The following is a 19,824-nucleotide window of genomic DNA, read 5'->3' as shown; positions in this document are numbered from 1 at the left end:
CATCGGCGGATCGAGCGCGGCAACCGCATCGCCCTCTGGCGTGATGTCGATGGCGTTCTCCGTGGTGCACCAGCTCTATGAGGTCTACAACAAAGCGCCGGGCGGTCTCCTCAACATTGGCAGCAACCTGTTCCTGGCCATCATCATCGCCATCACCTCGCTGCTGGCCCTGATCGGATTCGGCCTCGTTGCGCTGCAACTGTTGATGACGCTGATCGAGACCTATCTGGTCGGCGGGGCAGGCCTGGTGATGCTGGGCTTCACGGGATCCGGCCTGACCAGCAGCTTCGGTGAGAAATACATCGGCTACCTGGTCAGCGTGGGCATCAAACTGCTGATGATCTATGCCATCATCGGGCTCGGACAGAATCTCATCAACAGCGAACTGGCCTACATCGCCCAATACACCGGGAAGTCGCTTCCGCCGACCGACCTGTTGACTGTCGGCGTCAGCATGCTCATCTACGGGGTCATCGGCATGCAAGCGCCCGGCCTTGCGGGCAGCCTGATGAATGGCTCGCCCAATATGTCGCTGGGCAATGTGGCGGGCGGTGCGGCAGCCATTGCTGGCGGCATGGCCGCAGCAGGCGCGGCAGGTGTTGCGGCCTACGCCAGCGGCGCGAAAGGCCTCGACAAAATGGCCGGGTTGCTTGGCGCCGGTTCGGGCGGCGGCGCCTCGGGCGCGGGCGGTGCCATTGCCGGCGCAGAAAAGCTTGCCGCACTTGGACAGATGACAGGCTCAGGCGGCAAGCCCGCAGGCGGCATGATGGGTTCCATCGGAGGCGGAGCGAAAGGCGGCGGTGCTTCCACGTCAGCCCCAACTTCCGGCACGCCTGCCGGGTCGCTGGCCGGTGCGGGCAGCGTCGGAGCCAATACCGCTCGCATGGGCCAGGCGGCTCAAGCAATGATGGAGGGCAAGGGGATCAGCGGCCCGTCGAGCACACCGTTGCGTCCTTCTGCGACACCCGCACCGGCGCAACCTTCACCAGCACCGAGCGCCCCACCGAAAGGCCCCATCGATGCGCTTGGCGCACCATCCGGCGAGAGCGGGCGGACTGATCTGGACAAGCCGCCAGGCAAATCGGACCGCGACCCGTTCGACGTGCTGAAAGACAACGTCGGCAAGGTTGCGGACACGAAAGACGACATCGCCTGCCACGAGGGCGGGGGTGGCAGCGGCATTCAGATCCGCCTCGGCCATGTGGAGCACTGACATGGCTGACGACAAGAACCGCCTACGCAGGCAGGTCGCCGATGAAATCGGTGCGAGTCTTTCCCGGGCGATTCAACGCGACCGCAAAAGCCTGGTGATCCTGCTGCTGCAGATCGTCAACGCCGTCTGGTTCGCTGTGCTGTGGGAGCATGCCTTCAAGCCGCCCGCAGCCACCGTCATTTGGTCGGTTTTCTTTGCCGCCTCGATGGCCGTGTCGATCACGATCGAGAGACGGCGGCCATAACGCGCGACTATGGCGCGTTCGGGCCGTGGCTGGCCCCTACTGCGGCACTCATGGCTGCAATTCGTTGAGCGTCACGCCTAGCGCCGATGCGAGGGCCTTGAGAGTCTTGGCCACTCCGGTCCGCTTGCCCGTCTCGATCTGGCTGAGATAGGCCTTGCTGATGCCGGCCTTCTCGGCCAAAGTGTCCTGAGTGAATCCGCGGTATTCGCGCCAGGCCTTGACAGGATGGGTCCCGTCCAGGATGGCATGCGCGACCGCGCCCGGCACGCGGAATCCATCGTCGGAAGCTTTCACGGCATCGAACAGGGCAACGTCATCCAGGTTTTCGGCGGCACGCAAGAGCCGCGCAAACAACGCCATCGGAACCACAGCGTATTCCCGCTTCCCGTTGCGTTCGATGAATTGAATCGTGCTCATTGGTACGCACCTCCTCGTGGGGCAACCGCCAGGATCATCACCACCAGTCGGTCATCATGAATTTCGTAAATCACGCGCCAATTGCCGACGCGCAACCGATAGCCAGGGCGCCCCTGCAGCTTCTTCACGTTGTTGTTCGGTCCGTGGGGCGCAGCCGCCAACTGCTCGATTTTTTCGCGCACCGTCGTTACCAGATTGTGTGGCATGGCCTTGAGGCTCTTGAACGCTTCGCGGCTGTATTCAATCGAGTACATGGGACAATATTAGCGGAATGCAAACTATTCTGCAAACTCTAATGCTCGATTGATTCGCTGCGCGAGTTGGCGGCGCAGCGCGCCGTTGGAGTTGCGTCGGCGCAAAGCACGGACGTGGGTTCCCTGACAGACGCATCACCCGCTGATGCAGTTGTCCCCACCGCGCAGAGTCAGGGCAAGGCGCCAATGTCTGGTGCCGCAACCCTGGAGAACGGTATGGCCGAAGCCAACCCCTACCTCAACGCCCGGCGCGAGTGGGATGAGCGTTATGGCGACGCGCTCGCCCGCGCAAAGACCTGGCGTCTCGCCGCCTTCGCCAGCCTGGCCGTCGCGGCGATTGCGGTCGCCGGCATCACCTATGTTGGCGGACAAAGCAAGATCCAGCCCTTCGTCGTCGCCCTCGACAAGATGGGCAACCCGGTGGCGATGGCGCAACCCGCGGGCGGCAACGCCGTCAGCCAGCGCATCATCGAGGCGCAGGTCGCCAACTGGGTGTGGACGGCGCGAAGCGTCATCCCCGATCCCCTTGCGCAGAAAGCGCTCATCGCCAAGGTCTACGCCATGGCCGGGAGCAACGCCGGGTCTTACCTCAACACCTACTACGCCGCCCACCCGCCCTTTGGCGACTTCACGGTCAACGTCACCATCACCAGCGTCCTGCCCGTCAGCAAAGACACCTGGCAGGTCGGTTGGGATGAGCAGCGCTATGAGGGCGGTCGGCCCAAACCGGTTGAACACTGGCGGGCCAACATCACCACCGGCCTCGATCCCAAGCTGGCCGACAACCCCCAGGTCATGCTCGACAACCCGCTGGGTCTGTTCGTCAAGAACGTGACCTGGACGCAGATCGTCGGCGGCGCCAAGTGACCGCTCTGATGGAACACCAGAAAGCCGCCGCCCGGTGGACCGGGCGCTACATCCTCTCCGCCTTACTGGAGTCGATTGGGCAAGCTTTGGTTCTGTGTGTGCCAGTCGTCCTGCTCGTCATGCCCTTTGTATTTGATGCCGCAGGCTACCGCTTCATCCCCTACTTCTATGCCGTCTGGCTCGCGGCGGTCGGTCTGCCGACCGGGCTGCTTGGCGTCATCGTGCGCCCGCGCATCCTGCGACCGGATTTTGTCAACTCCATCATGCTCTATCAGGAGGATAAGTCATGACACACCGCAAAACCCTGCTCGCCATGGCCATCATGGCCGCTGCGGCAAGCGCCCACGCAGCGCCGCCGATGGCTTCTGCCTCTCAGCCCAAGTCAGAGATCAAAACCACGACATCGCCGCAGCTGCAGACCAGCCACCAAATCTATGACCTCAAAGCGCCGATTCCGCTGTCCTGGAGGGCCACCTCGGCGGCCGCGCAGACCTGGCTCAACACCGGCAGCGCTCCCAGCATGGTCGGCACCAACGGCATGGTGATGTATGCCTACGGCCAGAGCCAGCCCACCATCACCTGCGCGCCGCTGCACATCTGCGTCATCAACCTGCTGCCTGGCGAACACATCACCAACCTGTCCATTGGCGACAGCGTGCGCTGGCTGGTGCAGACCGCCGATGCTGGCAAGACGCCGGTGGTCGTCGTCAAACCGACCGCCGCTGGCCTGACGACCAATCTGGCCGTCACCACCGATGCGGGCCGGGTGTACTACATGACCCTGGTCAGCGACAAGCACAACTATGTGCCGCAGATCGGGTTCTACGATCCGCAGCAGCTGGTCATCAACATGGAACAGCAGGCCGCTCAGCAGCGGGCGGCCGAAGCGGCGCAGGCTGCCGCCAAGAAGCAGGAAGTCGTTGCCCCGCTGGGTCGGATCGATCCCTCTACCCTGGACTTCAATTACACCTGCAAACTCGACGACGGCCACGCCAACCTGGAGAACGATGATCTGTTGCCGATCCGTGTGTTCTCAGGCGGCGGTCACACCTACCTGCAGATGCCGGGCAAGATGCGCTACACCGACGCGCCCGCCGTGTTCAACGTCACCAGCGACACCACCGAGCTGCTCAACAGCCGTCTGGTGCACGGCTACTTTGTCATTGACGGCCTGCCGCAGAAGTTCAAGCTGGCCGTCGGCGTCGGCAAAGACTCACGCAGCGTCACCTGCCATCACGGGCAGATGAACTCCGGCTGGTGGGCACGCTGATCGGAGACCATGATGACCGACCCTAAACAACCCGACACCCCAGAGGCCGACAGCCGCTTGCTCGCGCAGGACGTGGACGGAACCACAGCAGGCAAGAAGAAAGGTCTGAGCATCAAGGGCACCCCGCGCGAGGGCGGTGCGCGCCTGAGCAAGAACTTCAAGAAAGTGGCTTTCGTCGCAGGAGGCGTCATTGCTGGCGGCATGATTCTCGGCATCATGACCGCCGGGAACAAGTCGTCCGCCCCCTCTGACGGCAGCGACTCCGGGGCACAGCAGGTCGGCCAGACCAGCCCGGACATCGCAGCCATGCAGCGCGCCGCAACCCAGGCGGCGGCTGCGACGCCAGAGCACGGCGCATCGAACCCGGCCCAACCCCATGCTTCAGCCAGTGCACCAGCCAACCCCTTGCAAACCCCAGGCGCAACCCTGGCTACAACCGGCAACCCACAACAACTCACACCTGCCCAGAAATACCACCAGTGGCTGGAAGAGCAGCATTACAAAGAGCTGGAGGGGGCCGTGCTGGCAGCCCAGAGCGCACACCTCGCCAAGGTCGAGCTGGCAGCGCCTGGAGCATCAAGATTGGCCGTAAGCGACACTGCCGACGCCCTGCGCCGCCTCGCCCTCGGCGCAGTGCCCAAGCCCGGCGATCAGGAGCAAACTCTGCAGAAAGCTCTCGCCGCACTCCAAGGCGCAGCAGGGCAGGGTGGCGCAGCCCAGCCATCCCCCCAGCAGCAGAACAAGGGCTTCCTCGATGCCGCCCAGGCGAAGGGTGACAACGGTTATCTCCCTGCCGCTGTGCAACCGCCCCTCGCCCAGCACGAACTCTTCGCGGGCAGCGTGATCCCCGCCGTGATGCTGACTGGGATCGACAGCGACCTGCCGGGCGCCATCAGCGCCCAGGTGCGGCAGACCGTGTACGACAGCTTGAATCCCAGTGTCGTGCTCATCCCCCAGGGCACCCGCCTGATCGGCGAATACAGCAGCCAGATCGCCTATGGCCAAAGCCGCGTGCTGGTGGCCTGGAGCAGGCTGATTTACCCGAATGGCGCCACCATCGACCTGCGCGGCATGGAAGGCACCGATGGCAAGGGCCAGGCCGGCTTCCACGACCAGGTGGACAACCACTACTTCCGCGTCTTCGGCAGCGCCATCCTGATGAGCCTGCTTGGCGTCGGCGCGCAGCTCAGCCAGCCGCAGAACGCCGGGGCACTGAACACCCCTTCCGCGAGCCAACAGGCCGCAGCAGCCGCGGCGCAGCAGCTCAACAACGTCGGCACCAATCTGCTCAACCGTAACCTGAACATCCAGCCCACGCTCGTCATCCGACCCGGCTATGCGTTCAACGTGCTGGTGAATCGGACGATGATCCTGCCGCCGTATCCGGGCCAGTAAGGCGGAAGCCAAGGCTTGCCGCAGGGGGATATAGACGCTTCACGGCTGAAGCAAATCTACGGAAATCCCGTACAATGCGTACCATGCGCACGGTCATCGAAACTCCGACCTTCCAGAAGCAGGCGCATCGCATCTGGGCCGAAGAGGATCGGCTGCAGTTCATCACATGGATCGCCGAGCATGCTGACGCGGGCGACGTGATTCCGGAAGCGGATGGGGCTCGGAAGGTGCGCTGGAAGCGCGCAGGCGGCGGCAAGTCAGGCGGGGTGCGCATGCTCTACTTTAACCTGACCGACTAGGAGGCCGTGCTGCTGGTGGCGGTCTACGCCAAAGCTGAGCAGGACAACATGCTTCCCAAGGACATCCGAAAGGTGGTGTGAAATGGACGTGAACGAAATCGTCAGGGCTATCGAGGCCGACTCGGGCGAGCCGCTACCGGATCTGCGTCAGGCCCTGGAGGAGGCTCGGGCGCGGATGGGGCGCGTGACGACTCCCGAGCAGATTCTTGTGCGCAAGGCCCGAGAGGCGTCGGGATTGACGCAGGCAGCGTTCGCGGAACGCATCTCGACACCAGTCGCAACCTTGCGTGATTGGGAGCAGGGGCGTTTCGCCCCGCCCGGCGGCGTGCTGTGCTTGCTGCGGCTCATTGCACGTCACCCGGACTTGACGCAAGAGCTTGCCGCATGAAGGTGCAAGGGGGAGCTTGAGGAATGCCATCAGAATCTTCATTTAATGGTTCTGAACATGGTATCAACGCACTAAGTAATTGATTTTCAATTAAAATATAATCTCCCTCTTTCCGCCAAGACATAAGCCTAAGTAATTGATTCACTTAGGCTTTTTTCTTTTCTGCCTTCGTCTGTCATCAAAACCGTCATCAAAGCCGGTGTGATCCAAACGCATCAGCACGTCGCGTGCTGACCCGATGCGCGCAGACCGGGCAGCCCACGCGCCTGCACGCTACCCCAGTCCCCCTCCTGATCTGCCCCGCATGGTTCCTGGGGGCTAAGCCGCGATCTTCCCTGTGGAGTGATTGAGCGAGTGGATGCAGATGATGAATTCAATAGAAAAGAATCATGGTCGCATTCACGGCGCGATTGAGTCGGTTTACGCCGGATTTGCCTTGACTCCGAGATAAAAACTACCTCGATCAATTAAATCTGTCAACAAAACAGGCGTTTGCATGTAAACGCGAGTCATTGGACACTTCCTCAACCCTGAGGAACCCGACATGACCCACACGCCCACGCAAACCCCGCCCACGCAGACCCTTCTGACCGTCAAGACCGTCCAACAGTGGACCCAACTGTCGCGGACAACCATTTATCGCCTCACCGTCGGCGGCCACCTCCATCCGGTGCGAATCGGGCGCGCCCTGCGATTTCGACGCGACGAGGTTGCCGAGCTGATGCAAAACGGCGTGACAACAATCGCCGACAACCTGGCGCCCTGAGCCATGTCGCGCCCCCATCACGCGCACAACGCGAGCAGGGCAGGGATGAGACGCCCGGCAGCCCGTCCGTCCAAGGCAGGCCAACCCCGACCCGCTTGGACTGCCGGTGCCGTCAGACCCAGAACCCGCACCGCAGCCCAGACCCTCCCCCGGCACGCGGTGCGTGCCGACCCCTCTGGGGTTAAAACCGCCCGCGGGGGACCCCCCTCTTCAGGCCAATCCCCTTCCCCGCCTGCCGGGGTTCACCACGCCCGCAGGGCGTGGTCGGGCGCGAGCGAAGCGAACGCCGGGGTCTTTGTCCGGCTGCCCGAGGGGTCGCAACAGTCGGCAGAGGGGCGATCCAGTCCGGCCATCGTCTCTCGTTGGCGTGCTCATCGGACGGCATGCAGTCTGTCCGCGCCTTCCGTGGCACTCCACACCCCGAAAACCCGTGTAGCAAGGGCTAACCCGCGCTTCGCTTGGGTTGCCCTTGCCCCCGGCGCCGCTGCGCTTTGCCGGGGGGAACTGCACACGCTTTGTTGCGCTCACCATGCAAAACCCTAGCTCCCTCATCGCCCGGCGCCGCCGCCACGGCCCCGAACCGCTCCCACCTGGCGAGCGCCGCACGCACACCATCAGTGTGCGTCTGAACCCCACGGAACTCGCCCTGCTCGACGCCAAACGCGGCCGTCTGGCGCGTGGCGAATGGATGCGCGCGGCCCTCCTAAACCGCTGGCCACCGGCCGCTCCCAACCGCATCGCCGTGGCGCAATGGCGTGCGCTGGCGCGCGTCGGCAGCAACCTCAATCAAATCGCTGCGGCCATCAATTCGGCGCGGTTCTCGGGGGCGTCCCTGCCCAGTGTGGCCGACATCCACGAGGTACTCCTTGCGCTGCGCAGCACCCTTCTTGCTGCGAGAACGGACGAGGAGATCGACCAGGAGGCAGGCCCATGAAAGGGATGAACCGCATCAAGCGCGGCAGCGGATTCCAGGGCGTGCTGCGCTACGTCTTCGGCCGCGACCGTGACCACCAGGACAGCCCCGGGGTGCTCATCGGCGGCAACCTGTCTGGCATCGATGTGCGCCAACTCAGCCGCGAATTCGCTGCCGTGCGCGCCCTGCGACCCGACATCGGTAAGCCCGTCTGGCACAACTCGCTACGCCTGCCCGCGGGCGAAACGCTGCCCCCAGAACGCTGGAAAACCCTGTGTGACGACTATATGGCGCGGATGGGATTCACCCCCGATCATCCGCGCTGCTACGTGATGCATGACGACGCGCAAGGCCAGCATATCCACATCGTTGCCTCGCGCGTCAGTGCAACCGGTGCGGTGTATCTGGGCCGCCATGAAAACCTCATCAGCACCCGAATTATTCAACGCCTAGAGCGCGTGTACCGCCTCACCCTCACCCAAGGCGCAACGTACACAGTCGACCGCAAGATCGTCCCGCCCGAGCGCAAGCAAGCCCAGCAAGGCGAGATCGAAGCGGCCCTGCGCACGGGCATCCTGCCGCCCCGCTTGCAGTTGCAACAGATCCTGGATGCCACCCTGAAACGCGGCCCACAGACCGCAACCGAGTTCGCTCATGCCCTGCAAGCGCAGGGCGTCACCGTGGTGCCGAATATCGCCTCGACCGGCACGCTGAACGGGTTCTCGTTCGAGATTGACAGCATGGCTTTCAAGGGCAGCGCCCTCGGCGCTGCCTACAAATGGGCCTCACTCAAGAAGATTGTGAACTATGACCAAGACCGAGACCATGCAGCACTTGCCGACCTCCGAGCAAGTGCAAGCCGCAGCACAGGACTTGAAGCAACTCCCGCAGGCGATCGTCGAACACTTGACGCCGATTCTGCCCAACATCGAGCTGGCGATGGAGGCCCAACGGCGCACGATCGAACTGTTGACGGCGCAGGCGATGCAGCAGATCGTGCAGACGCAGGCCCAGGCCCTGCAAGCGATCCAGGCCCAACAACAGACGAGCGAACGCGCGCTGACCAGCGCCTTGACGCGCCTGGCCGAGCAGAGCAGCGCCCTGCAAAGCCTCCCGAAACAGACGAGACAAGCGGCAGCGCAAGCGATGCAAGCCGCCCAGGAGATGCAGGACGCCATCAGCAACCGTCCGCCTCTCACGCTCACGCAGGGCATCTTGCTGATGGTCTGCGGCGCGATTCTGGCGGCGGCGCTGACCCTCGCTGGGATGCGCGCTTTCGACGCGCCAGCGCCGCAAAACGGGCAGCAGCAGGCGCAGCAGCAAGCGCAGCAGCAGACGCCGCAGCAATCGCAACAACAGCAGCAATAAGCCCCGAACGCATCGACGAGCAAACCAGACAGGATGCGCGGCATGCCGATCCTGTGCCTTATCTGGAAGCGCACGGCTTCACCGTCAAACGCGAGGGCCGCCACGCCTCGGTGCGCAACGGCAGCGGTGATGAGGTCTACCGGCTGACCCAGACCTCAGGGCGCTGGGTGTGGTGCGACTTGTATGGACAGAATGGCGGCGACATGATTGCGCTGGTGCGCGACATTGCACCGGGAACCTCGTTTCGTGACGCCGTGTTCGAACTCACCGGCGGCGCGGCCCTGGTGCAGCGTGTGCAAACCCCCAAGCCTGCACCAGAGTCCCCACCCACCTCATCCATCCCGCTGATACTGCCCGCATTCCAACCGCATCAGCGCAGTGCAGGGCGGGCCTACCTGGCGGGCGCGGCATCAGTCCGGCCACGCTCGATGCGGCCGAGGCTGCGGGGATGCTGCGCTATGCGCTTGGGGCGGTGTTGTTCGTCGGCTACGACGAAGCCCGGCAACCCCGCAGCGCCACACAGCGCCTGATCGACGATGACGCCATCCCGAACAAACGGGATCTGCGCGGATCGGTCAAAGCGTTCTGTCCGATGCTGCCCGGTGACCCGGCAACCATATGGATCGTCGAAGGCGGCACGGACGCGCTGGCGGTGCAGGACAGGGAAGGAGGCGACGGCCAGCCGCCCACCGTGATCGTGACCGGCGGGGCCGGGGTGCGAAGCTTCCTAGACCAGCCCGCCATCCAGGCCCTGTTGCGCAAGGCGTCGCGTGTGGTCATCGCGTGCGAAAACGAAAAGGACGCCGAGACACAGGCACGCACCGATGCGCACCATGTGCAACAGCGCGACCGGGTGTGCGGCATCGCCCCCGGCGCAGATGTGCAGCTTTGGCGCCCGCCCGCGGGTTGCAAGGATGTGGCGCAACTGCACGCGCGGACGGTGGAAGTCACGGACGTCGCGGCCTCGCTCACGGACTCGCGCACGGCCACGCCAACGCAACCTGGCAGCACATCAGCACACAGCAGTCCCACCCCGCAGTCTGCTGGAAACGAGACCCGTCCCAGCTAACCCCCAAGGAGTCATCCATGTCAACACGCACGCGCAGCATCATCAAACCCAAGACGGCGCAGCCGGTCAAATTGCACTTCCTGTGTGACCCCAAGCTGGCCGACCGATTAACCGCGCTCGAAAACCTGGCGAAACACGCGGGCCTGGAAATCGACATCGACGGCGCGCTGTCGGCCGCCCTGGCCCGGCTCATTGCTCAGGCGGAGAAGCAACTGGCACCGCCGCCTGCGGAAAAGCCCCCGGTCAGCCTGCCGCAGCAGGCGGTCGATGCGCAGAATGCGATCTTCCATCCGCACGGGGTTTGAGGTGACCTGCCCCCTCGCGCCGTACCAACGTTAAGTCAGGAGTCCGGGTTGCAAGGTTAATTCACCTCGTTGGGGGTTGCGGAGTGAGCAGCATCGCCAGCGCGCTGGCGATGCTGCTCGGCGAATCGCGCCGGAGGTATCCGGCCCAGACTGCTGTGGGGCCGGACCTCGTTGAAGTCGCGGCGCCATTCAGCAATGGTCACTCTGGCTTGGTGCAGCGTCTCGAACCATTGCTCGTTGAGGCACTCGTCGCGGAACTTGCCGTTGAAGCTCTCGATGAACCCATTCTGCGTGGGCTTACCTGGTGCGATCAGGATGTGGCGCACGCCGCGACTCGTGGCCCACGCCATGAATGCCTGACTGGTGAACTCCGGTCCATTGTCGGTTCGGACGGCTGCGGGGTAGCCGCGGAATCTCGCGGCTTGGTCGAGCAGGCGCGTCACGTAGGCGCCAGAAATGCCGTAGTCGACCGCAATGTCCACGCATTCATGGCTGAAGTCGTCGGCCACGGTCAGGCATTTCAACCGTCGGCCGCTTACCAAACTGTCGCTGACAAAATCCAGGCTCCACACCTCATTGACCGTCTTGGCCAGTTGCAGCGGCACGCGCTCGGCCGCCGCGCGCCGGACCTTCTTGCGCTTGCGCACAGCCAGGTTGGCCTGGCTGTACAGCCGATACACCCGCTTATGGTTGATGCCCGGAAATGCGGGGCGCAGCAGGTCGTGGATGCGCCGATACCCGAACCGCCGCCGGACATGCGCGATCTCAACGATCTTGCCGTGCAGTTCAGTGTTGAGCGCATCCTGCTGGGGCGCATGGCGATAGCTATCTCTGCTGAGCCCCACGAGGCAGCACGCTCGGCGCTCGGACAAATGATGCTCGCTGATCATCTTGCCAATGGCCTCGCGTTTGACCCGTGGGGCTAGCGTTTTACCCCGAGAACGCTCTTGAGCGCGTGCATGTCCAGGTGCGCCTCGGCCAGCAGCTTCTTCAGCTTGGCGTTCTCCGACTCCAGTGCACGCAGCCGCGTCGCTTCGGATGCCTCCATGCCGCCGAACTTGGCGCGCCACTTGTAGAACGTCGCGTCGCTGAAGCCGCCGGTGCGGCACACTTCCTTGACCGAAACGCCAGCCTCGGCCTGCCGGAGAAACCCAATGATCTGCTCTTCGCTGAATCGACTCGTCTTCATGTCCATCATTCTCCATCGTGATGGACTCCACGAACTTCACCGTGGTACGGCTGACGGGGAGCAGGTCAAAGCCTGCATTTCATCCCCGTTTTGCGTACTACTTGCTGCACGGATATGACCTTGCAAAGCTCTTTTACCGAATGGGCGGTGGGTTGCGGCAGTCAATGAAGTTTGACGACTTGAAACGAATGTCGGTGGTGCGGCCACCCCCTCCAGACCAAGAACGCATCGCCAGCTTCCTCGACGAGAAGACGGCGCGGATTGATGCTTTGATTGCAGAGAAGGAGAGGCTTCTTGACCGCTTGAGGGAGTATCACCTGTCGACTACCTGGTCGTTGGTGACGAAGGGCTGCAATCCAGCGAACGTATTTGTACCCACGGATGTTGACTGGATAGGGGAAACGCCGTCTAACTGGGTTGTCAAGAAGCTGAAGTGGCTGACACCGGTTGCGCGCGGAGCGTCGCCCCGGCCAATAGACGACCCGAAGTTTTTTGATGAAAGCGGTACGTATGCGTGGGTTCGAATCGCCGACGTCTCCGCGTCTGACGGTCTCTTGACTAAAACTGAACAACAAATGTCTGACCTGGGTGCGTCGCTCAGCGTCAAGCTAGAGCCTGGGGCCTTGTTCCTCAGCATTGCCGGAACTGTGGGGAAGCCGTGCATCGCGGGCATCCGGTGTTGCATTCATGACGGATTTGTCTGGTTTCCCGCCATCGGGCAGGAGCCCCTGCGCGACTGGCTTTTCAGCATCTTTGAGGCGGGTTTCGCCTACGCGGGACTCGGAAAGATGGGCACACAACTGAATCTGAACACGGACACGGTGGGCGGCATCTCGATTCCAGTCCCGCCACCTGCGGAGATGCAAGCGGCGCTAAGCGCTCTCAAGGAGGCGAAGGCCGCAAACACCGAACTGCAAAGTCATGTAATTGAGCACATCTCCCTCCTTCGCGAATACCGCTCCTCGTTGATTTCAGCCGCCGTCACTGGTCAACTGAACATCAATGATTTTCAGCCTCGGCAACTGGAGGCGGCGTGATGGCTTTAGCGAGTCACGCAGCACCCAGAAGCGAGGGGGAGCTTCGTGAATTCATCGCCCATGCCGAAGAAAGTAGTGTGGTTGAGTACAAGCAAGCCTTCCACGATGGACTACATACTAATGAATCCAAACAGGAATTCGCCAAGGACTTCTGCTCGTTCCTGAACCACGGGGAGGGCGTACTGATTTTTGGCGTCGCCGACCGCGCCCCTCGCCGCCTAACACCAATTCTTGCGAACGAGGCAGCAGCCGGCTCAGGCCAAGTGGAACTCGAGTTGCTGAAGTCAAGAATTGTCGAGGCCAAAAAACTGATTGTTGACTCCAGCCTCAGTCAGTTACGACTCGTTGAAACTTCCGTGTGCAGCTACGAGCACATATTCTCGGCCGCAGACGGTGGTTATTACATCGTCTTCGGATTCCGCGGAAGACCTGCCGAACGCTGCTACGTTCTCGAGGAGACTGAGCAGGAAACGTCAGAAGGTCGGCCCTATGGGCGAAACACCAAGGGCGTACAAATTCCTGCGTCGGACGAGGTAGTTCATGCAGTTGTGACGCGACTTACCCTGAGCTTTGAATTCAAGGCCGGAGGTGTTTCCGAGCACACCCATGCGATGCTTGAGCACCTTAATGAAGCTAAGGGGTTCAGTTACCGCGTCGACAAGGCCTCCCAGCGACATCTGCTGGTGAAGGACCTCACCTTTACGCGAACCCAAAAGGGGACCACAGACGAGGAAGTCTGCGGGGCGCTAATTCAGGCTCTCGCACCCGTATCCTTCGAACTCTTTCTTATCAATGACCTCGAGAGGGGCGCTCCTGAGAAGCTGCAGGTCTTGGATGCAATTGAGTCCATTGACATCAACTGGCAGACCAAAGGGCTGTCAGCGAAGTCTCAGGCGGCCCCCCCCGTTTTGTTTCCACCAGAAGTGAAGTCTCGATATCTGACCCAACAGCAATGGCGGCACCTTCAAGGTTGCTTCGCTCAGGATGCGTTTCAAGCTGCAGGCGCCACAGTCCCACTGTTGAATTTAGGCTCCGTGCAGTGCAACAACACTCCCTTGGACTGGTGACCAACGCATAAGCACAGCGCCCACACGACTGGACCGACATCAACAAGAACAAATCCGCTATGCCCAAGCTCTCCAACGTCCACACCGAACGCATCTTCGAGAACGAGCTCTGCGACCACTTGTCCACCCACGGTTGGACCGTCTATAGACATCTTGAGATAAGTCTATGAAGTCCATGAAGTCCTGAGAAGTCCTGAGAAGTCTCAAGACAGTCCTGAGAAGGGAAAGGGAGATCGAAAAGCCGAAGGCTTGATGTCGAATAGCAAAGCGTTGCTTTGCCCCCTCGGTCAAAGACATGAGAGAGCCATGATCCATGATCCGAGAGAGCAAGGACAGTCGAGCCCAGTGGGCCAAGTCCTGGGCGGTCGAGGTCCTAGGACAGGTCGGACGGATTAGAGGCTCTAAAACGGGCTAGAAGGTGTGGTGGCTACCTAACCCTGGCCTGCCCTGTGAAAGCCCGTCCCTGGCCTTCCTGATGCGTTTTTGGGGTGGTCCTGGGTCTTGGCCTGTGACTGCTCCGGGGTGCTGGTCTGATCCTGACCACTGACGGGCCTGGTGCAGTGTGGGCAAGTGTGTAACGATACGCAACACTGTGGAATAGTTCACAGGCAACATAAAGGGCTAACCCTATGATGTTTTTCGGAAAAATCATGCTTTTGATCGTGTTGGTTGTCGCATTCCTGGCCACTATCGACCACATACGAGGGGAGTGACGATGAATAGTCAATACAGCGTCAACAATGAGATCGCCCGCGTCATGCGGCGCAGAGCGGGGAATTACATCAAGGGTCTGCGGATCGACGCGGGCCTGACCCAGGCTCAGGTGGCGCGGGCTCTCGGGTACGAGTATTACACGATGATCTCCCAGGTGGAGAATGGGCGGGGAAGGGTGCCGCCCGAGGACTATCCGATCTGGGCGCAAGTGCTGGGGGTTGACTTGGCCACGTTTGCCAAGACCCTCCTGTCCTTTGTGGACCCGTTCACCTATCACGCGATTTTCGGCGGGCCAGCGCCTTTACTGGCAGCACAACGTGAGGCAACCAAACATGCAAAAGCTGAAAGCAGACTACAGGGCCATCGCTCTCGCCGCAGCGATAGCGGCCCGGCTGGAGGAGATCGGGGAGACGGAACTGTTCGTGACCACTGAGCCCGGCCTGGAGCCGTGGGTCGGGTTTGACTGCGGGGCACTTGATCTGACGATCTCCGTGTAGGAACGGGATGTCGTGACTCGGTCGCAGAGGCTGGTCTGTAGGCGGTTCCCTTTGCTGTGACCTGTGCCAGAATGCTCTCTACTGATGCAGCTCGGGCAGGGTGCCAAAAAAACAGCGCACGCCCTTGCCGCCCACTGTTTTTTTTCGTTGCGCATCATGCGATGGAACCCTGGAGTGGCCTAACAGTCCGCTCCTTCGTATTTGATGTCTGAGTCTCCCGGCCCAGCGTCTTAGTCCAGCCCACACAGGATGTCTGATCGCATGGCGTCCAGACCGACGAGCTGCTAGGAGGATTCACCCGAGTCGCTGCCCGAGTCCTCGAACTTCGTCAAAGGACGCGGCCACTCTGGAAGCTGCCCGGAGGCGCTTTGCTGCAATTGGTCAGCCCCTTGTCCGAAAACATGACGTGGCGCGGATTGCGTGCTTTTGTGCTTTTTTAGACGGCGCGATGAAGATGTCCGCGCTTGCCCCAAAGACGCGCATAGCATTGCTACGATATGCGCTCGTTGCTGTGCTTCTGCCTGAGGAGAAGATGGCATTAAATGCATCGTTCTCCTGTCCCCCTCTCTCCGCCAAAATAAAATCCCAAGTGATTGATTCACTTGGGATTTTTCTTTTTTCTGGCGATCGAGCACAAAAAAACGCCGGTTAGGGCGGTTTTAAGGACTATTGGTGCCGGTGAAAGGAGTCGAACCCTCGACCTTCGCATTACGAATGCGCTGCTCTACCAACTGAGCTACACCGGCGAAGCCGACCATTCTATACCAGGGGCGGGATTTACTTTTCAGTTCAAACGGTCTGGGCGTGGTAGCGCTGCAGCAGTTCGACTTCTTCGCGCGAGCCGAGCATCACGCTGCAACGCTCATGCAGCGAGGTGGGGACGATGTCGAGGATGCGCTGCGAGCCAGTTGTGGCTGCGCCGCCGGCTTGCTCCACCAGCAAGCTCATGGGGTTGGCTTCGTACAGCAGGCGCAGCTTGCCGGGTTTGTTCGGCTCGCGCTTGTCCCACGGATACAGGAACACGCCGCCACGCATGAGGATGCGGTGCACATCGGCCACCATGCTGCCCACCCAGCGCATGTTGAAGTCGCGTCCGCGCGGACCGTCCTTGCCTTGCAGGCATTCGTCGATGTAGCGCGTTACTGGTAGTGCCCAGTGACGCAGATTCGACATATTGATCGAGAACTCGCTGGTGCTGGGCGGAATTTGCAAATCGCGCTCAGTGAGGACGAAACTGCCCTGTTCCCGGTCCAGGGTGAACACGGCCACTCCATGTCCTACGGTGAGCACGAGTTGGGTTTGCGGGCCATAGACGCAATAGCCGGCGGCAACTTGCTTGCTGCCGGCCTGGAGAAAATGTTGCTCGGTGACGTCTGTGGTGTTTTTGGGAATCTGCAGCACGGAAAAGATGGTGCCGATGGTGACGTCCACGTCGATATTGGACGAGCCATCGAGCGGGTCGAACAGCAGCAGGTATTCGCCGCGCGGGTAGTGCTCGGAGACCGGGAACACGGTGTCCATTTCTTCCGAGGCCATGGCGGCCAGATGTCCGCCCCACTCGTTGGCGTGGATCAGCACATCGTTGGCGATGACGTCGAGCTTCTTCTGCACTTCGCCTTGCACATTGCCGGTGCCGGCAGAGCCGAGCACATCGCCCAATGCGCCTTTGTTCACGGCGATGCTGATGCGTTTGCAGGCGCGGGCGACCACTTCGACGAGCAGGCGCAATTGGGGCGTGATAACGCCGTGCTCGCGTTCCTGCTCGACGAGATAGCGGGTGAGGTTGACGGATTGGGTCATGGGGAGTCTCTGGAAGGGAAGGGGCGCGCCGCGATCAGTCGGCCAGGGCGCGTTCGATGATTTCGCGGGTGTCGGAAGACAGCGTGGCGCTTTCGGCCACGGTGCGTAGCGCCTGTTGCGCCGCTTCGCGATAGGCGGGCGCGAGCTTGCGCCAGCGGTCGAGAGCCCGCGCCAACCGGGCGGCGACCTGTGGGTTGATGGCATCGAGCGCCTGAACCTGTTCGGCCCAGAAGGCGTAGCCCGCTCCGTCGGTGCGGTGGAAGGCGCCGGGGTTGGCCTGACAGTAGGCGAACAGCACGCTGCGTGCGCGGTTGGGGTTGTGGATGGAGAAGGCGGGATGCCGCATCAGCGCGCGCACGCGGTCGAGTTGCTGCCCGTCGTGGTCGGGCGCGCTGGCCTGCAGCGCGAACCATTTGTCCATGACCAGGGCTTCACCGGCGAACTGGGTGGCGAAGCGCTCCAGCGCTGGCTTGGCGAGATCGGCGCCGACATGTACCAACGCGGCCAGCGCGGCGAAGCGGTCGGTCATGTTGTCGGCATCCTTGACGCGCTGATAGACCCGTCCCAGCCAAGTCGCCTGTCCGAGTTCGCACAAATGTGCCTGGGCCAGATTGCGCAGGGCGCGGCGACCGGCACTGGCAAAATCGGGGCTGTAGCCGCCTTCGGGCGTGAGGGTGTCCCAGAGGGTTTGCCAGTCCTGCGCGAGTTCTCGCGCCAGCACGGTGCGTAGCGCCTGACGGGCGCGGTGGATGCGAGGAGGATCGACCTCTTCAAGCTGCTCGGCGATGTAGGCCTCGCCGGGCGGGGTGAGCAGCAGTTCCTTGAACGCCGGATCGAGCTTCGGGTCGCGGAGCACGGCGCGCAGCGCGTCGAGATAGGGCGCATCGAGGTTCAGCGCCTCGCCGCGAACGGCCGCCAGCACGCGCGACAGCGACAGTCGCTGCGCCGCTTCCCAACGGTTGAAGGGGTCGGCATCGTGCGCGAGCAGATGCAGCAACTCGGCATCGGTGTAGGCGTAGTCGAGGATGACTGGGGCGGAGAAGCCGCGCAGCAATGAGGGCGTGACTGCATCGGCATCGATCTGCTCGAAGACGAAAGTCTGCTGGTCTTCAGTGAGGACCAGCACGGTCGAGGTGCCCTTGTCCTGGCCTTGCAGCCACAGCGGCAGGGAATTACCCCGGGCGTCGAGCAAGCCCGTGGCGACCGGAATGACCTGCGGCTGTTTACCCGTTTGACCGGGCGTGTCGGGCAAGGTTTGGCGCAGGGTGAGGGTGTAGGTGCGGGCAGCGGTATCGAGCGCGCCGCTGGCGTGCAGGCGCGGGGTGCCAGCCTGGCTGTACCAGCGCTTGAAGGCGGCAAGATGTTGCGCCAGCGCGGAGTCCGGGTTGGCGTCGGCCATGGACTGAGCGAAGTCGTCGCAGGTCACGGCCTGGCCGTCGAAGCGCTGGAAGTACAAATCCATGCCTTTGCGGAAACCGGCTCTTCCCACCAGAGTCTGCATCATGCGCACCACCTCGGCGCCCTTTTCGTAGACGGTGGCGGTGTAGAAATTGTCGATGGCCTGGTATTGCTCGGGGCGCACCGGGTGCGCCATCGGACCGGCGTCTTCGGAAAACTGCGCGGTACGCAGCACCCGCACATCTTCGATACGCTTGACCGCGCGCGCGGATTCACCGCCCGAAGCGGCGGCCAGATCCTGGCTGAATTCCTGATCGCGGAAGACGGTGAGGCCTTCCTTGAGGCTGAGCTGAAACCAGTCGCGGCAGGTGATGCGGTCACCCGTCCAGTTGTGGAAGTACTCGTGGCCGACCACGCTCTCAATACCGTCATAGTCGGCATCGGTGGCGGTGGCCGGATTGGCCAGCACATACTTGGTGTTGAAAATGTTGAGGCCCTTGTTTTCCATGGCCCCCATGTTGAAGTCGCTCACCGCCACGATCATGAAACGCTCCAGATCGAGGCTCAGGCCGAAGCGCTGTTCGTCCCAGGCGATAGCCTTGATCAGCGACTCCATCGCGTGCTCGGTCTTGTCGAGATCGCCCGCGCGCACATAGACCTGCAGCAGATGCGTCTTGCCCGAGGCGGCACGCACGGTCTGTTCGCGGCACACCAGATTGCCGCCAACCAGGGCGAACAGGTAGCAGGGCTTGGGAAACGGATCGTCCCACACCGCTTCATGGCGGCCGCCGTCCAGGTCGATCTGCGACACCAGATTGCCGTTGGACAGCAGCACCGGGTACTTCGATTTGTCGGCCCGCAGGGTGATGTGAAAGCGGCTCATCACATCCGGGCGGTCGGGCCAGTAGGTGATGCGGCGAAAACCCTCGGCCTCGCACTGGGTGAAGAACGCGCCGCCCGACATGTAGAGCCCTGCCAACTGGGTGTTGGCCTGGGGGACATTGAGGGTTTCGATTTCCAGTGTGAAGGTCTCGGGCAGTTTGTCGAGCACCAGGGTGTTGCCATCCTGGCGGAAGGCGACGAATTCGCCGTTCACCTTCAGGGTCAACAAGGTGATGTCTTCGCCGTCGAGCACCAGCGGGGCGGACTCGGCTGCGCCTTCAAGGCGACGCACCGCCATGCGGCTGTGCACGCGGGTCTTGGCGGGGTCGAGATCGAAGCGCAAATGCACGCTGTCGATGGCGTAGGACGGCGGGGTGTACTCCGCCAGGCGGGTGATGCGGGCAGGCGTGTCGGGTTTGGCGGTCATGGCAGTGCGGAGTTCAGCGGGGCAATGGGGATCAGTGGGGCTCAG

The 19,824-nt window shown here is 62.3% G+C and carries 22 protein-coding genes, 1 tRNA gene and 1 pseudogene; 17 read left to right on the top strand and 7 right to left on the bottom strand.

All coding sequences use genetic code 11. From position 1 onward, the window contains the following. The first annotated feature begins 1 nt into the window (after position 1). Both B3H47_RS12270 and B3H47_RS12265 read left to right on the top strand, forming a co-directional pair. A complete protein-coding gene (locus B3H47_RS12270; protein WP_286987244.1) occupies positions 2-1,213 on the top strand; it encodes a type IV secretion system protein in 1,212 nt (403 codons plus the stop codon). Between the two features lies 1 nt (position 1,214). Further along, positions 1,215-1,457 (top strand): hypothetical protein, encoded by a 243-nt coding sequence (locus tag B3H47_RS12265; protein WP_156054898.1) that lies wholly within the window; start codon positions 1,215-1,217, stop codon positions 1,455-1,457. A 48-nt stretch (positions 1,458-1,505) separates the two neighbouring features. Here B3H47_RS12265 and B3H47_RS12260 read toward each other — a convergent pair whose 3' ends face one another. Further along, positions 1,506-1,874 (bottom strand): helix-turn-helix domain-containing protein, encoded by a 369-nt coding sequence (locus B3H47_RS12260; RefSeq protein WP_156054899.1) that lies wholly within the window; start codon positions 1,872-1,874, stop codon positions 1,506-1,508. Continuing rightward, complete coding sequence (locus B3H47_RS12255; RefSeq protein WP_156054900.1) at positions 1,871-2,128, bottom strand: type II toxin-antitoxin system RelE family toxin; 258 nt, start codon at positions 2,126-2,128, stop codon at positions 1,871-1,873. Before B3H47_RS12255 ends, B3H47_RS12260 begins: the two co-directional genes overlap by 4 nt. Positions 2,129-2,344: 216 nt before the next feature. On the opposite strand from B3H47_RS12255, the gene B3H47_RS12250 reads away from it, so the two are divergent. The 9 genes and pseudogenes from B3H47_RS12250 to B3H47_RS15340 all read left to right on the top strand — a co-directional run. Then, positions 2,345-2,995 carry a VirB8/TrbF family protein gene (locus B3H47_RS12250; RefSeq protein WP_286987222.1) on the top strand — a complete coding sequence of 217 codons (651 nt, stop codon included), beginning with the start codon at positions 2,345-2,347 and terminating at the stop codon, positions 2,993-2,995. Between the two features lie 8 nt (positions 2,996-3,003). Next, positions 3,004-3,285: a hypothetical protein gene (locus B3H47_RS12245; RefSeq protein ID WP_286987221.1), complete on the top strand. Its 282-nt coding sequence runs from the start codon at positions 3,004-3,006 to the stop codon at positions 3,283-3,285. After that, positions 3,282-4,265, top strand: a complete 984-nt coding sequence (locus B3H47_RS12240; protein WP_286987220.1) for a TrbG/VirB9 family P-type conjugative transfer protein — start codon at positions 3,282-3,284, stop codon at positions 4,263-4,265. Before B3H47_RS12245 ends, B3H47_RS12240 begins: the two co-directional genes overlap by 4 nt. Before the next feature lie 12 nt (positions 4,266-4,277). Continuing rightward, complete coding sequence (locus B3H47_RS12235; protein ID WP_286987219.1) at positions 4,278-5,660, top strand: TrbI/VirB10 family protein; 1,383 nt, start codon at positions 4,278-4,280, stop codon at positions 5,658-5,660. A gap of 83 nt (positions 5,661-5,743) precedes the next feature. After that, positions 5,744-5,959 (top strand): DNA-binding protein, encoded by a 216-nt coding sequence (locus B3H47_RS12230; RefSeq protein WP_414718244.1) that lies wholly within the window; start codon positions 5,744-5,746, stop codon positions 5,957-5,959. An 82-nt stretch (positions 5,960-6,041) separates the two neighbouring features. Continuing rightward, positions 6,042-6,347 (top strand): helix-turn-helix domain-containing protein, encoded by a 306-nt coding sequence (locus B3H47_RS12225; protein WP_286987218.1) that lies wholly within the window; start codon positions 6,042-6,044, stop codon positions 6,345-6,347. Between the two features lie 544 nt (positions 6,348-6,891). Further along, positions 6,892-7,113: a helix-turn-helix domain-containing protein gene (locus B3H47_RS12220; RefSeq protein WP_286731644.1), complete on the top strand. Its 222-nt coding sequence runs from the start codon at positions 6,892-6,894 to the stop codon at positions 7,111-7,113. A gap of 529 nt (positions 7,114-7,642) precedes the next feature. Then, positions 7,643-8,047, top strand: coding sequence for a plasmid mobilization protein (locus B3H47_RS12215; RefSeq protein WP_286987216.1), 405 nt, complete (start codon positions 7,643-7,645; stop codon positions 8,045-8,047). Beyond that, positions 8,044-8,436 (top strand): annotated as a pseudogene (locus B3H47_RS15340) (relaxase/mobilization nuclease domain-containing protein); the annotation flags it as partial. The gene B3H47_RS12215 and the pseudogene B3H47_RS15340, both read left to right, overlap by 4 nt. 39 nt (positions 8,437-8,475) lie before the next feature. On the opposite strand, the gene B3H47_RS12210 reads toward B3H47_RS15340, so the two are convergent. Beyond that, positions 8,476-8,682 carry a hypothetical protein gene (locus B3H47_RS12210; RefSeq protein ID WP_286987214.1) on the bottom strand — a complete coding sequence of 69 codons (207 nt, stop codon included), beginning with the start codon at positions 8,680-8,682 and terminating at the stop codon, positions 8,476-8,478. Between the two features lie 151 nt (positions 8,683-8,833). Here B3H47_RS12210 and B3H47_RS12205 point away from each other — a divergent pair, with 151 nt between their 5' ends. The 3 genes from B3H47_RS12205 (at position 8,834) to B3H47_RS12195 (ending at position 10,768) form a co-directional block, all read left to right on the top strand. After that, positions 8,834-9,394 (top strand): hypothetical protein, encoded by a 561-nt coding sequence (locus B3H47_RS12205; RefSeq protein WP_286987213.1) that lies wholly within the window; start codon positions 8,834-8,836, stop codon positions 9,392-9,394. A 448-nt stretch (positions 9,395-9,842) separates the two neighbouring features. Next, entirely contained in the window at positions 9,843-10,463 is a 621-nt protein-coding gene (locus B3H47_RS12200; protein ID WP_286987211.1) for a hypothetical protein, read from the top strand. Positions 10,464-10,480: 17 nt separating this feature from the next. Continuing rightward, positions 10,481-10,768 (top strand): hypothetical protein, encoded by a 288-nt coding sequence (locus B3H47_RS12195; protein ID WP_286987210.1) that lies wholly within the window; start codon positions 10,481-10,483, stop codon positions 10,766-10,768. A 56-nt stretch (positions 10,769-10,824) separates the two neighbouring features. Here the strand turns inward: B3H47_RS12195 and B3H47_RS12190 are convergent. After that, positions 10,825-11,957 (bottom strand): IS3 family transposase gene (locus B3H47_RS12190; RefSeq protein ID WP_286987242.1). Its coding sequence is split into 2 segments (ribosomal slippage): positions 10,825-11,702 and positions 11,702-11,957, totalling 1,134 coding nucleotides; the frame shifts between segments, so codons are not numbered across the junction. 20 nt (positions 11,958-11,977) lie between these two features. Between B3H47_RS12190 and B3H47_RS12185 the strand changes: the two genes are divergently transcribed. The 3 genes from B3H47_RS12185 to B3H47_RS12175 all read left to right on the top strand — a co-directional run bounded on the left by B3H47_RS12185 (position 11,978) and on the right by B3H47_RS12175 (position 15,208). Then, complete coding sequence (locus B3H47_RS12185; protein ID WP_286987209.1) at positions 11,978-12,994, top strand: restriction endonuclease subunit S; 1,017 nt, start codon at positions 11,978-11,980, stop codon at positions 12,992-12,994. Further along, entirely contained in the window at positions 12,994-14,061 is a 1,068-nt protein-coding gene (locus B3H47_RS12180; protein ID WP_286987207.1) for an ATP-binding protein, read from the top strand. Before B3H47_RS12185 ends, B3H47_RS12180 begins: the two co-directional genes overlap by 1 nt. 715 nt (positions 14,062-14,776) lie before the next feature. Then, a complete protein-coding gene (locus tag B3H47_RS12175) occupies positions 14,777-15,208 on the top strand; it encodes a helix-turn-helix domain-containing protein (protein WP_286987205.1) in 432 nt (143 codons plus the stop codon). A 734-nt stretch (positions 15,209-15,942) separates the two neighbouring features. On the opposite strand, the gene B3H47_RS12170 is transcribed toward B3H47_RS12175, so the two are convergent. The 3 genes from B3H47_RS12170 to pepN all read right to left on the bottom strand — a co-directional run bounded on the left by B3H47_RS12170 (position 15,943) and on the right by pepN (position 19,779). Then, positions 15,943-16,018, bottom strand: a tRNA-Thr gene (locus B3H47_RS12170). 43 nt (positions 16,019-16,061) lie between these two features. Further along, entirely contained in the window at positions 16,062-17,072 is a 1,011-nt protein-coding gene (locus B3H47_RS12165) for a class 1 fructose-bisphosphatase (RefSeq protein WP_286987203.1), read from the bottom strand. Positions 17,073-17,106: 34 nt separating this feature from the next. Beyond that, the gene (gene pepN, locus B3H47_RS12160) at positions 17,107-19,779 is read right to left on the bottom strand and encodes an aminopeptidase N (protein WP_286987201.1); all 2,673 of its coding nucleotides are present in this window, start codon (positions 19,777-19,779) and stop codon (positions 17,107-17,109) included. Positions 19,780-19,824 lie beyond the last annotated feature (45 nt).

Source organism: Thiomonas sp. UBA7699, assembly GCF_002482605.1.
GTDB classification, from domain to species: Bacteria; Pseudomonadota; Gammaproteobacteria; order Burkholderiales; family Burkholderiaceae_C; genus Thiomonas; species Thiomonas arsenitoxydans.
This window is presented reverse-complemented; position numbering and strand designations above follow the sequence as displayed.

Excerpts from the sequence above, each read along its gene's own strand:
- B3H47_RS12265 (WP_156054898.1), top strand. The coding sequence starts at position 1,215 with ATGGCTGACGACAAGAACCGCCTACGCAGGCAGGTCGCCGATGAAATC.
- B3H47_RS12260 (WP_156054899.1), bottom strand. The coding sequence starts at position 1,874 with ATGAGCACGATTCAATTCATCGAACGCAACGGGAAGCGGGAATACGCT.
- B3H47_RS12255 (WP_156054900.1), bottom strand. The coding sequence starts at position 2,128 with ATGTACTCGATTGAATACAGCCGCGAAGCGTTCAAGAGCCTCAAGGCC.
- B3H47_RS12250 (WP_286987222.1), top strand. The coding sequence starts at position 2,345 with ATGGCCGAAGCCAACCCCTACCTCAACGCCCGGCGCGAGTGGGATGAG.
- B3H47_RS12245 (WP_286987221.1), top strand. The coding sequence starts at position 3,004 with ATGGAACACCAGAAAGCCGCCGCCCGGTGGACCGGGCGCTACATCCTC.
- B3H47_RS12240 (WP_286987220.1), top strand. The coding sequence starts at position 3,282 with ATGACACACCGCAAAACCCTGCTCGCCATGGCCATCATGGCCGCTGCG.
- B3H47_RS12235 (WP_286987219.1), top strand. The coding sequence starts at position 4,278 with ATGACCGACCCTAAACAACCCGACACCCCAGAGGCCGACAGCCGCTTG.
- B3H47_RS12230 (WP_414718244.1), top strand. The coding sequence starts at position 5,744 with ATGCGCACGGTCATCGAAACTCCGACCTTCCAGAAGCAGGCGCATCGC.
- B3H47_RS12225 (WP_286987218.1), top strand. The coding sequence starts at position 6,042 with ATGGACGTGAACGAAATCGTCAGGGCTATCGAGGCCGACTCGGGCGAG.
- B3H47_RS12220 (WP_286731644.1), top strand. The coding sequence starts at position 6,892 with ATGACCCACACGCCCACGCAAACCCCGCCCACGCAGACCCTTCTGACC.
- B3H47_RS12215 (WP_286987216.1), top strand. The coding sequence starts at position 7,643 with ATGCAAAACCCTAGCTCCCTCATCGCCCGGCGCCGCCGCCACGGCCCC.
- B3H47_RS12210 (WP_286987214.1), bottom strand. The coding sequence starts at position 8,682 with ATGAGCGAACTCGGTTGCGGTCTGTGGGCCGCGTTTCAGGGTGGCATC.
- B3H47_RS12205 (WP_286987213.1), top strand. The coding sequence starts at position 8,834 with ATGACCAAGACCGAGACCATGCAGCACTTGCCGACCTCCGAGCAAGTG.
- B3H47_RS12200 (WP_286987211.1), top strand. The coding sequence starts at position 9,843 with ATGCTGCGCTATGCGCTTGGGGCGGTGTTGTTCGTCGGCTACGACGAA.
- B3H47_RS12195 (WP_286987210.1), top strand. The coding sequence starts at position 10,481 with ATGTCAACACGCACGCGCAGCATCATCAAACCCAAGACGGCGCAGCCG.
- B3H47_RS12185 (WP_286987209.1), top strand. The coding sequence starts at position 11,978 with ATGGACTCCACGAACTTCACCGTGGTACGGCTGACGGGGAGCAGGTCA.
- B3H47_RS12180 (WP_286987207.1), top strand. The coding sequence starts at position 12,994 with ATGGCTTTAGCGAGTCACGCAGCACCCAGAAGCGAGGGGGAGCTTCGT.
- B3H47_RS12175 (WP_286987205.1), top strand. The coding sequence starts at position 14,777 with ATGAATAGTCAATACAGCGTCAACAATGAGATCGCCCGCGTCATGCGG.
- B3H47_RS12165 (WP_286987203.1), bottom strand. The coding sequence starts at position 17,072 with ATGACCCAATCCGTCAACCTCACCCGCTATCTCGTCGAGCAGGAACGC.
- pepN (WP_286987201.1), bottom strand. The coding sequence starts at position 19,779 with ATGACCGCCAAACCCGACACGCCTGCCCGCATCACCCGCCTGGCGGAG.